This window comes from Streptococcus pneumoniae, from assembly GCA_040719455.1.
Taxonomy (GTDB): domain Bacteria; phylum Bacillota; class Bacilli; order Lactobacillales; family Streptococcaceae; genus Streptococcus; species Streptococcus pneumoniae_G.
In genome coordinates this window covers 1,774,515-1,786,685 of sequence record JBFDTN010000001.1, presented here as the reverse complement: position 1 = coordinate 1,786,685, position 12,171 = coordinate 1,774,515, and the positions used below count along the sequence as shown (strand labels likewise).

Genomic DNA, 12,171 nt, shown 5'->3' with positions numbered 1-12,171 from the left:
GAACCTCCTAGTATTCCACATCATTTCCAAGAATCTTGAATTGGGCAAAGCTAATGAGGGCAATCATCACTGCAAGGAAGACACCCATGGTATTTGCGTAACCATATTCAGAGAGCTTGAAGGCTTTTTCATATAGGTAGTACATCAAAGTACTGGTTGAGTAGTTTGGTCCTCCTGATGTCAAGAGCTGGATTAGCGCAAAACATTGGAAAGAGTTAATCGTTGTGATAATCGCGATATAAAGCGTTGTTGGCAATAGACTTGGCCATTTAATCTTCCAGAAAACCTGCAATTCTGTCGCACCATCAACACGCGCTGCTTCGACAAGAGAATTATCAATATTTCCCATAGCAGCGATATAAAGGATAATCGGTTGACCAACAGAAGTCGTCAAGAGAATCACAATAATGGCAAGAAGTGCCCAGTGCTTGTCTCCAAGCCAGCTGATATTTTGCTCAATCACATGACCAGATTTCAAAACAAAGTTCAAAATCCCTGATAGCGGATCATAAATCCATTTCCATACAACCGTTACGGCAACGCTCCCTGTAACCACAGGTAGGAAGAAGACAAAACGATAGAAGGATCTAGCAATGGCATTTTGACTATATGTCTGAGATGCCACAAAAAGTGAAAATAGCACGACGACTGGCACAGAGCCAATAACAATGATAATCGTATTGATCAAGGACTTGATAAAGACCGGATCTTGGAACATCCGTGTGTAGTTGTCCAAACCGATAAAGGTAAAGGATGTCATCGAGTAGTTAAAGAAACTCGTGATAAATCCCATAATCATCGGTGCCAAGACAAAGACGATAAAGAACACTAAAACTGGTGCTAAAAATGCATATGAAACTAAGGTTTCCCTCATTCTTATTTTGTTGACCTTCACATTAAACACCTCTCCTTTTTGAAATGCTGGAGCGTTTTTTCAGAAAAATCGCTCTTCTTAAGATGAATGTAGTTGGAAAAATTGAAAAACTCGTTCATTTTTCTCAACATATCCTAAACTTTTTTATAAAAATTCCCCCTTTTTCATTCGAAAAACATTGAAGAGAAAAAGGGGGATTAGTGGGGTTGGTTTAGAAGGAGCAACACCTTCTAAACCACGATTGTGACTAATTGCAACAATTATTGCATTGCTTTTTTGATTGTTTCGTTTGCTTTTTCAGTAAATGCTTTCAAAGCAGCGTCAGCTTTTTCATCTCCGTTTGATACAGATTGCAACATTGGGAACCAAAGTGTTCTCATTTCTGCAAATCCATCAATTGTGTTGTAGTATGGTGAGTAGTATTGAGTCCAAGAGCTGATCATTTCCATACGTTTGTCATCGTACAATTTACCAAATGAAGTACGAACTGGGAATGCACCTGTACGTTGAACGTCTTTTGGTCCCCATTCTTTATCATCAGAAATGAATTGAACAAATTTCTTAGATGCTTCGACTTTCTTGTCGTCTTTATTGTTGAAGACTGCAAATCCATTTACAAGGTATTCAAGTGATGGTTTGCCGCTGTCTGATGGGAATGGTACTTCGACAACTTCTACTTTACTTGCTTCCAAGAGTTTGCCTTGAATACCATTTTGTGCAGGTGCCCAAAGGATTGTGTAAGAAGTTTGTCCATTTGCAAAGTTTTGGATGTCTGCTCCACCATCGTATTGAGAACCGTTAGCAAGAAGACCATCTTTGATCCAGCCAGATGCTGCTTCAAGACCTTTGATGAATTTAGCATCGTCTGTTGTATATTTTGTAACAGCATCGTCTGTTACAGAAGCACCATAGAGGTTTGCGATGAAGGCACGAGTCCCTTGGTCACCACCTTGTCCGCTTGAGAAGAGTGAACCTGGTGTGTAGCCCTTGTCTTTAAGCGCTTTCAAAACTTTCTCAAAATCATCTGTTGTCCAGCCTTCTTTAACAAGGTCAAGTACACCAGCATCTTCAAGCATTTTCTTGTTCATAGCCATGTAGAATGGTGCTGAACTGATTGGATACATATACGCTTTATCGCCTGCCTTGCTGGCATTGATGATATTTTCATTGTTAACATCTTTAACAAAGTCATCTGTGAAGAGATCATTCAAGTCAGCCAATTTACCATTTTTACCGTATTGGATGATCCGTCCTGGTGCGTCAAAAAGTACATCTGGAGCTGTTCCAGCTTCGATAGCTGTTGTGATTTTTTCTGGTCCAGACTTGAAGTCGATCGTTTCTAATTTCACACTAACATCTGGATTTGCTTTTTCAAATGCTTCGATGATAGATTTTTCATAGGTACCAACAGCATCACTTGCATTTTCCTGTGTAAATACTGGGAATGCCCACCAAGTGATTTCTGTTTTACCTGATTTGTCAGACATATCTTTATCTGCACTGCCACCTGAATTGCCACAAGCTGCAAGCGATACGATAGCTGCACCTGTCAACAATGAACAAAATAGTTTTCTAAATTTCATCCTTTTTCTCCTTTTTCCATGGTCCTAAATAGGACAGCGATACGACAATAGGGTTTTAGCTCTTTTCTACTATGAAATCACCACTTCCCCTTTTCTAATGTTTACTTCTATGATGAGAAGCATCCACCAAATTTTATAACCAATAATGGTCCCAACACATATTTAGTAGGTAATTCGTTTCTGTGTTTCTAAATCAAATAAGTGCGCTTTTGGCATCTTGATGGTGAAACGAATTTTAGAACCTGGCGCCAAGTAATGGCTTGCCTCAACCTTAGCAGAGATTTCTTGCTTACCGACCTTGCAGTACAAGACAGAATCACTACCCAAAAGCTCAGAGACAACAACCTCAGCCTCTACGACACTACTTGGGAAAGTATCTTCCACGATGAGATCCGCAGAAATGTCTTCTGGACGAACGCCGAGGATGACTTTCTTACCTTGGTAGCCTTTTTCTTTCAATAATGCCTTTTGAGGTTCTGTCAAGCCAACACTGAAAGCTTCACCGTCTGTCAATTTATCCCCATCCACTTGCACTTCGATAAAGTTCATAGCTGGGCTTCCGATAAAGCCTGCGACAAATTTGTTAGCTGGTTCGTTGTAAAGCTCTTGCGGAGTACCAACTTGCTCAATGCGTCCAATCGTACCTGTTCCTGCTTCATTTTTCGTTGCAGACATGATAACGATACGATCTGCAAGCGTCATAGCCTCCGTCTGGTCATGGGTAACGTAAATGGTCGTTGCTCCGATACGACGATGGATTTTTGCGATCTCAGCACGCATGGATACCCGAAGTTTAGCATCCAAGTTAGACAAAGGCTCATCCATCAAGAATACCTTGGCGTCACGGACAATGGCACGTCCCATGGCTACCCGCTGGCGTTGTCCCCCTGACAAGTCAGCAGGCTTTCTTTGCAAGAATTCCGTTAATGACAGGATTTCAGCTGCTTCACGCACACGCTTGTCAATATCTTCTTTGGAATACTTACGAAGTTTCAACCCAAAAGCCATATTATCATACACGGTCATGTGCGGATAGAGCGCATAGTTTTGGAAAACCATGGCAATATCCCGATCTTTTGGCGCAATGTCATTGACCAAGTCTTGGTCGATATACAATTCTCCCTCTGTGATGTCCTCGAGCCCTGCAATCATCCGCAAAGTCGTTGATTTCCCACAGCCAGACGGTCCAACAAAGACGATAAATTCCTTGTCCTTGATTTGTAAATCAAAGTTCTCAACGGAATAAAAATCGCTATTTGGATACCGTTTATAGAGATTATTGAGTTTCAATGTTGTCATACGTCATCTCCCCTATTTTTTTAATGCAGCGATAAATCGCTGGGTTATTTCTTTTGGTCTAGTGATAGCTCCACCGACGACAATACCACATACACCCAAATCCTGCACTGCCCGTGCTTCTTGTGGGGTATGAATCTTGCCCTCAGCAATGACATCAACACCAGCGTCACAGAGTTGCTTCATCAAGTCAAGATCTGGTCCATCTTCCTGACGACTATAAGACGTATAGCCTGATAGGGTCGTTCCGACAAAATCCACACCAGCTTCAACCGCTGCCATTCCTTCCTCATAAGTGCTAATATCTGCCATCAAGAGTTGCTCTGGGTATTTTTCCTTGATTTGTCTGACAAATTCTGCCACACTCAAGCCATCATAGCGCTCACGCTTCGTACAATCCAGTGCAATCACGGCAATATCCAAAACAGCTAATTCATCCACTTCTTTCATAGTCGCTGTGATAAAAGGCTCTTGCGGTGGATAATCACGCTTGATAATTCCGATAATCGGTAAATTCGTTACCTTCTTAATCTGCTCAATATCACGAACACTATTGGCACGAATACCAACAGCACCACCTTCTTCAGCAGCTCTTACCAAGAGTGGCATAACGCCCCCCTCTTCCGTATATAGAGGTTCATGAGGTAGAGCTTGGCAGGAGACGATTAGCCCTCCTTGGATCGCTTTAACGAGCTCTTCTTTTGTCCATTTTGACATAAATCCCTCCTAATTTTCCGCTTTTTTGAAGCGCTTTCTTTTTTCTGGATAGAATCCCACTTTTTAACAATCATCTGATACTCTATCAAAATCTAACTAGGCAAGTTAACAATGTCTAATTTCAATTTTTGACGAATATTACTTAAATTCTGTAAACAATGATTTGCTTTCAAAATATGTCCCACACAGCCAGTTAAAGACCTTGTTATTGGCATAGACAAACATGCCTTCGTGGGCGTATTCTGGCATGAGATGGTACTCTTTTTCACATTCCAAGCGATTGTACATGGCAAATTGGGTGATTGGGTAGCAAACATCATCATCAAGTCCTGTAATCATCCTAACTGAACCCTTGATACGATGAGCTAGATTTTTCACATCAATATAAGCCAGTGTCTCAAAGACCTCTTCTTCAGTTTCATGGAAAGGATCGTGGAATTTGAAATAGCGGAACAACTCGTCATAAGCTTCGCTGGTATTGCCAATCTCCAACACCCGTCTGAAATCACATAGGAAAGGATAAATCGCTACGGTATTTGTAATCCGAGGATTGAGCGCTGCAGCAACAAGTGCTAAAGCACCGCCTTGTGAGCCACCGTAGCTTGACAAGCGTGCTTCATCCACACGATCAAAACCAGCTACCAGCTCTACCAAGCTATAAATATCCAGATAAACATCCTTATAAAAGAGATGTTCTGGTCCATCGACCACGCCACGGATGATCTGACCTTTCACGGTATTGCCTCGAACATCTCTCGGACCATCTAGCGAATAGCCAGACTGCCCACGCACATCCATCGATACCATACCGTAACCTGCTGTTGTATAGGCTAGCATGTCAGGCCAATCAAAACCGCGCCCCATGTAACCATGGAAATGGAAAATCACAGGTACTTTCTCATCTCCCTTTGGCAAAACCATGCGGGCGTAAATTTTCCCGCCATTAGTCCCGTCAAATTGGATCTCGTAACAATCCACACTTGGCAATCCAAAGGCTTTTTCAACCAAACGATAAGTCACTGGGAGAGCCAATTCTGCAATCGCGTGATTCCAAAACTCGTCAAAATCAGTTGGAACTTCGTCGCGACCACGATAGGTCTTCATCTCCTCTAGTAAATTTGGATTTTTCATTATTCATCTCCCTTACTTTTATCTTGTAAGCCCTTACATAAAGATTAACATATTATTCAGATAATTTCAAGAGGATTTGATTAGATTTTTTTATTTTTTCAAAAAAGACTATAAGATAAGTATGGAATGAAACAAATATCTGCTATTATAGATAAAAAAGAGTAGGGAAATCCCTACTCTAGGCTGATAACTTATTTACGGCGACCTGGGCGTTCTTTATAGCCATAGTAAGCGTCTTCGATGATTTCTTGCATATGATCAACCATTGGCAAACGTGGGTTTGCTGGGGAACATTGATCCTCATAAGCAAGGAAGGCAAGACCGCGTGCTGCTTCTTTCCATTCTTTCTCATCAATGCCTTGGTCTTTGAAGTTCATCTTGATACCGATACGTTCACCAAGTTCGTAAACTGCTTTAGCGTAAGATTCCACCCCTTCTTCTGGTGTTGAAGCTGGAAGTCCGAGCATTTTAGCGATGTCTTGGTATTTCTCATCTGCACGATAGTAATTGTACTTAGGCCATGTCGCAGTCTTCGCTGGACGAGTACCATTATAGCGGATGACGTATGGCAAAAGAATAGCGTTGGTACGTCCATGAATCGTATGGAATTTACCACCAATCTTATGCGCCATTGAGTGAGAAATTCCAAGGAATGCATTGGCAAATGCCATACCTGCAATCGTAGAAGCATTATGCATCTTCTCACGAGATTCAAAGTCCGCATTTTTCACAGAATTTTCAAGGTTTTCAAAGACTAATTTAATGGCTTGAAGAGCGAGTCCATCTGTGTAATCATTAGCCATTTGAGAAACGTAAGCTTCTGTCGCATGGGTCAAAACGTCCATACCGGTGTCTGCTGCGATAAAGTCTGGAACAGTCATAACAAGCGCAGGGTCTACAATGGCAACAGTTGGTGTCAATGAGTAGTCTGCAATTGGGTATTTACGGTTATTTGCCTTGTCAGAGATAACAGCAAATGGTGTTACCTCAGAACCTGTACCTGAAGTGGTTGGAATCGCCACAAATTTGGTTTTCTTCCCTAATTCTGGGAATTTGAAGGCACGTTTGCGGATATCCATGAATTTTTGAACCAAGTCATGGAAGTCAACCGTTGGTTGCTCATAGAAGAGCCACATCACCTTAGCCGCATCCATCGGAGAACCTCCTCCAAGCGCGATAATGGTATCTGGCTTGAAGCTACGCATCAATTCAGTACCTTTATAGACCGTTGTGATATCTGGATCAGGCTCTACATCTGCAAAGATTTGATATACGACTTTATTGCGACGAAGTTCAAGTTGTTCAAGGATACGTTCCAAGAATCCAAGCTCAACCATGGCGTGGTCTGTAACGATCATGACCCGCTCTACATCGCGACATTTTTGAAGGTATTGGATAGAATCGCGCTCGAAGTATGTTTTTGAAGGAACTTTAAACCATTGCATATTATTTCTACGTCTTCCTACTTTTTTGATGTTCAAGAGATTTACAGCACTTACGTTGTCACCGACAGAGTTGCGTCCATAAGATCCACAACCAAGTGTCAATGATGGCAAGAAGGCATTGTAAACATCCCCGATACCACCAAAAGTAGATGGAGAGTTGCAAATCACACGAATTGCACGAACGGCTTTCCCAAATTCCTTGGTCAATTCTTCGTCTGCAGTATGGATAGCAGCTGAGTGTCCAAGTCCATTGAACTCAACCATTTGACGAGCTTTATCAATTCCGTCTTCACGAGATTCAGCTTTCAAGACAGCGATGACTGGTGAGAGTTTTTCACGTGTCAATGGCTCATTTTCGCCCACTTCTTTACATTCTGCTGCTAGAATATTCGTACCTTCTGGCACGCTAAATCCAGCTTGCTCAGCAATCCAAACCGCTGATTTCCCAACGATATTTGGATTGAGTTTTGCTTCTGCACAATTTTTACCATTGGCTTTTGCGCCAAAACAGAATTCTTCAAGAAGCGCTTTTTCTTTTTTGTTCACAAAGTAAGTGTGGTAGGATTTGAATTCAGCTACAAACTCATCATAGACTTCTTTATCAATAATCACGGCTTGCTCAGACGCACAAACCATTCCATTGTCAAATGATTTAGACATGACGATATCGTGAGCTGCTTGACGGATATTAGCTGATTTTTCAACATAGGCTGGTACGTTTCCTGCACCTACCCCAAGAGCTGGTTTACCACATGAATAGGCTGCTTTTACCATGGCATTTCCACCTGTGGCAAGGATTGTTGCAATGCCATCGTGGTTCATAAGGGCAGAAGTTGCCTCCATAGATGGTAGAGTAATCCATTGCACACAGTTTTCAGGAGCACCTGCAGCAATCGCTGCATCACGCACGATTTGAGCTGCATGAGCAGATGACTCTTGAGCAGATGGGTGGAAGGCAAATATAATTGGGTTACGCGTTTTTAGGGAAATTAAGGATTTGAAAATCGCTGTTGAAGTCGGATTGGTAGTTGGGGTAATTCCACAAATCACACCCACTGGCTCTGCTATCAAGGTCAAACCATTGACATCATCTTCTTCAATCACCCCAACTGTCTTCGTATGGCGCATGTTGTTCACCACATGCTCACAGGCAAAGAGGTTCTTTGTCGCCTTGTCTTCAAAAACTCCGCGCCCTGTCTCTTCAAAAGCGTGAAGGGCTAATTCTCCATGAGCATCAAGCGCTGCAACAGAGGCTTTTGCTACGATATAATCTACTTCATCTTGGGTCAATTTGCGCATTTCTTCGAGCGCAACAAGTCCTTTTTGGACTAACTCATCGACATGCTTTTGTGCAGCCAAAGCTTTGTCTTCTGTTGCTACTGTTTTTTTATCAGCCATAGTTTCCTCCAATGATTCAAGGTTTTTCCTTGTTAATTATTTCACAAGATTATTATATCGTAATTTTCTTTTTTTGTAAACACTTTCAAGTACATTTCACAAAGTTTTTAGCCAATCTTTGTGAATTTTTTCTCCAAATTCTAATTTTGTAGGATTTAAAATCCGAGTTTGTGAAAAAAAATTTGAAAGTTTTTTATTTCACAAAATGCTATTTTCTTGGAAATAGGCATTATTTTTTAGAAAGCGTTTTCATTTTAGTGAAAAAGAAAGAAGTTGGAACAAAAGTACCCTGCCCCCATAAAGTGAGACCAAAGAAAAACACTCCTAATTCTACTATAATAGAATTAGGAGTGTTTTCTTATGGTCAAAAAAGCATATTCATCAGACATAAAACTAGCTTGTATCGAAATGAAAAAAGCAGGTACATCCAACAAGGTTATCATGGAAACCCTAGGGATAAAGAATGATAGTCAAATTTACACATGGTGGAAATGGTATCAAAATAATGAGCTTCACCGCTTTTACCAACCAGTTGGGAAACAATATACTTACGGTAAAGGGATGATAGAATTACCTGAGATTGAACAGTTAAGATTAGAGGTGAAGCTGCTAAAAAAGTATCCCAGCTTAATAAGGAAATCGACAAAATAGCCCTTATCAAGCTTGTAGAAGGGTATAAAGTTGACTATCCAATTGCGATGATTTTGGCTTGTTTTGGTGTGGCAAGATCCACCTACTATCGCTGGAAATCTGAACCAATAACGGTAAAAACGATAGATGATATCACTGAGAAGATTGAGACATTGTGCCTTGAAAATGGCTGTATTTATGGTTATCGAACTATTACACGGCTTCTAAAAAGCAGATATGGTTTGACAGTGAATCACAAAAAGGTCTATCGTATCATGAAACAAAATGCTTGGCTTTGCCGTGTCAAAACAAAGAAGGTCCCAAAACTTGGCAAACCTTACTATGTCACAGAAAATAAGCTCAATAGGGACTTCCAAGCCAAACAACCTCTTCAAAGATTGGTAACAGACATCACCTATCTCTATTTCGGAAACTGTAAACTTTATCTCTCGTCCATTATGGATTTGTACAATCGCGAGATTGTAGCTTATACAATTTCAGATAGTCAAGACACAGACTTTGTCTTAGATACGTTAAATCAGTTGGATTTACCGAAAGGAACACTCTTACACAGTGATCAAGGATCGGTCTATACCTCTAAAGCCTATTACCAAACATGCACAGAAAAAGGCATTATCCGCTCCATGTCCCGAAAAGGAACACCAGCAGATAACGCCTGTATTGAATGGTTTCATTCCGTCTTAAAGTCTGAAACCTTCTATCTCCATAACTGGAGAAACCTAACTAAAGATAGTATAACAGATATTGTCAAAAATTACATCATATTTTATAATGAAACTAGAATTCAACGGAAATTAAATGACCTATCCCCTATAGAATATAGGAAATAGGGGCTCTATAATTTCTGTAGTGGGTAACTTCCACTGAAGAGATTATAGGGCTTTTTCAGTGTAGAAAAAAAGTCCCATATAATCTATAATGAAAAGCGACGAAACTCACATTAGAAAGAATCATATGGAACGACTTAATAATACCACAAATCTTATCGGAATAAAAGATAAAAATATCACCATCACTTCTGCTTACAAAGTTAAATCCCATATCCTCCTTCAAGCAACCTTAGACTATCCTGCTCCTCCTTGTCCTCACTGCCAAGGAAAGATGATAAAATATGACTTCCAACGAGAATCCTCTATTCCTATTCTCGATCTTCAAGGATTTCCTACTCTTCTAAAACTGAGAAAACGGCGCTTTAAATGCAAGACTTGTCTACGTGTATCCGTATCTCAAACGACTCTCGTCAAGAAACATCATCAAATTTCTCAACCTATCTGGGATAAAATCACTCAACTACATACCGAAAAAGTAACGAACTCTGATATTGCTAGAAGACTTCATATCTCTGTCTCTGTTGTGCAGAGAAAACTGAATCAATTCTCCTTCAAGGAACAGTTCTCACAATTACCTAAAGTCCTCTCTTGGGATGAATTCTCACGAAATAAGGGAAAGCTTGCCTTTATCGCTCAGGATTTTCAAACAAAAAAGATTATCACTATTCTTGAGAACAATCGTCAAACAACCATTAAAAACTACTTCTTCAAATACACGAGAGAGGTCAGGGAAAACGTCAATGTCGTAACTGTAGATATGTCTGGAAACTACATTCCTATCATTAAACTCTTATTCCCGAAAGCAAAGATTGTCCTGGATCGTTTCCATATTATGCAGCACCTGAGCCGAGCTATGATGTCCACTCGGATTGCCATTATGAAGAGCTTTGACAAGGGTTCTCTTCCTTATCGAGCTATGAAACATCATTGGAGAATCCTCCAAAAAGACAGCCGGAAACTATCTAACAAGCTCTTTTATTCTCGAACCTTTAGACAAACAGTAACCCCTAGAGAAGTAGTTCAAAAGACCTTAGACTTATCAGAGGAACTAAGGCACTATTATGATCTTTATAGTCGTTTAGTCTATAAACAGTATTTTAGACTTTCATAGATAGACTTGCCAGCTCTAAGTAGCTCCCGAACCTTATGTTTGAGATTCGCCCAATAGTGTTCAATTGGATTGAGTTCGGGCGAATAAGGAGGTAATGGAAAAAAATAATGCCCTTTGTCTATGGCGAGTTTATCTAACCTGGCTTTAGGGTGAAAGCTAGCATTGTCCATCACAATCAGATGGGGCTCTGACAAAGAAGGCAAGAGTTGCTTGTCAAACCACTTAGTAAAAAAGTCACTTGTCATGCTTTCTTTGTAAATCATAGGCGCAACAATATCCTGACCAACCAGCCCTGCAACGACAGATGTACGTTCAAAACGACGACCACTTATCTTGTCATAGACCTTCACGCCTCTAGGTGCTCGACCTCGCTTTCGGTAAAGATAGGTATCAATCCCTGTTTCATCAATATAGACAATAGGGATGGTATCAAAGCAGGATAAAACCTCATGATACCGTCTCACTTCCTCCTTATTTTGTTCGCTGTAGGTCGTCGTCTTTTTTTAAAGTGATACCGAGTTGCTTGAGAGCTGCCCAAACAGAGGAGATACGGCAGTTAAAGTGTTCTGCTATTTCCCGCAAAAAAGCATCCGGGTGTTGCTCTACATATGCTTCTAATTGATCTAAGGGAATTTTTCGAGACTTGGCAACTCGTGCTTTCCGCTCTAGGTGTCCTTGTTCTGCAAGCTGTTTTTCCCACACATACAACGTATTGGTACTAATACCAAAAACTGCACATGCTTCTTTTTTGGTGTGACCAGCAGTAACGTAGTCTATTACTCGTTTTCTAAAATTCAATTCGTAAGCCATAAACTTATTATAACACATACTGTTTATAAACTAAAGGAGTATATCAGCTCTTGCTGTTCCATTTTCAGGAGAAGAACAGCGATTAGAAACTTTAAAAACTTCAAAGCTAAAATTCTCATCGCTTTAAACATACAAAAAGAGAGAACCAACCTGATTCTCTCTCGTATGGGATAATACTTCACCCACTACAGTTGACAAAGTGCCGAAATAGGTCTCAAAATAGTGTTTTTCTTAGGTCTCATTATTGGGGTGCAGTGCCAAAGTAGCCAACCTCCTTACTTTTATGGTTTGAACAGCTTGACGCAGTAGTTGTCGGACTTGTAAA

General features: G+C 40.6%; 8 protein-coding genes and 2 pseudogenes. 2 read left to right on the top strand and 8 right to left on the bottom strand.

Translation table 11 applies throughout. The features are described from left to right. Positions 1-7 precede the first annotated feature (7 nt). From AB1I63_08640 to adhE, 6 genes are all read right to left on the bottom strand, one after another. The gene (locus AB1I63_08640; GenBank protein MEW4354915.1) at positions 8-895 is read right to left on the bottom strand and encodes a sugar ABC transporter permease; all 888 of its coding nucleotides are present in this window, start codon (positions 893-895) and stop codon (positions 8-10) included. A 239-nt stretch (positions 896-1,134) separates the two neighbouring features. Further along, positions 1,135-2,457, bottom strand: coding sequence for an ABC transporter substrate-binding protein (locus AB1I63_08635; GenBank protein ID MEW4354914.1), 1,323 nt, complete (start codon positions 2,455-2,457; stop codon positions 1,135-1,137). A gap of 162 nt (positions 2,458-2,619) precedes the next feature. Continuing rightward, positions 2,620-3,756 carry a sn-glycerol-3-phosphate ABC transporter ATP-binding protein UgpC gene (gene ugpC / locus AB1I63_08630; protein ID MEW4354913.1) on the bottom strand — a complete coding sequence of 379 codons (1,137 nt, stop codon included), beginning with the start codon at positions 3,754-3,756 and terminating at the stop codon, positions 2,620-2,622. Positions 3,757-3,768: 12 nt separating this feature from the next. Further along, positions 3,769-4,470 (bottom strand): N-acetylmannosamine-6-phosphate 2-epimerase, encoded by a 702-nt coding sequence (locus tag AB1I63_08625; protein MEW4354912.1) that lies wholly within the window; start codon positions 4,468-4,470, stop codon positions 3,769-3,771. Between the two features lie 138 nt (positions 4,471-4,608). Next, the gene (locus tag AB1I63_08620; GenBank protein ID MEW4354911.1) at positions 4,609-5,601 is read right to left on the bottom strand and encodes an acetylxylan esterase; all 993 of its coding nucleotides are present in this window, start codon (positions 5,599-5,601) and stop codon (positions 4,609-4,611) included. 191 nt (positions 5,602-5,792) lie between these two features. After that, positions 5,793-8,444 (bottom strand): bifunctional acetaldehyde-CoA/alcohol dehydrogenase, encoded by a 2,652-nt coding sequence (gene adhE / locus AB1I63_08615; GenBank protein ID MEW4354910.1) that lies wholly within the window; start codon positions 8,442-8,444, stop codon positions 5,793-5,795. A 360-nt stretch (positions 8,445-8,804) separates the two neighbouring features. Here adhE and AB1I63_08610 point away from each other — a divergent pair. Further along, positions 8,805-9,925, top strand: a pseudogene (locus tag AB1I63_08610) (IS3 family transposase). Between the two features lie 124 nt (positions 9,926-10,049). Next, positions 10,050-11,012: pseudogene (locus tag AB1I63_08605) on the top strand (ISL3 family transposase). Here the strand turns inward: AB1I63_08605 and AB1I63_08600 are convergent. Both AB1I63_08600 and AB1I63_08595 read right to left on the bottom strand, forming a co-directional pair. Next, a complete protein-coding gene (locus AB1I63_08600) occupies positions 11,009-11,500 on the bottom strand; it encodes a transposase (protein ID MEW4354909.1) in 492 nt (163 codons plus the stop codon). The pseudogene AB1I63_08605 and the gene AB1I63_08600 sit on opposite strands and share 4 nt — an antisense overlap. Before the next feature lie 7 nt (positions 11,501-11,507). After that, positions 11,508-11,846, bottom strand: a complete 339-nt coding sequence (locus tag AB1I63_08595) for an IS630 transposase-related protein (protein MEW4354908.1) — start codon at positions 11,844-11,846, stop codon at positions 11,508-11,510. Positions 11,847-12,171: the final 325 nt, after the last annotated feature.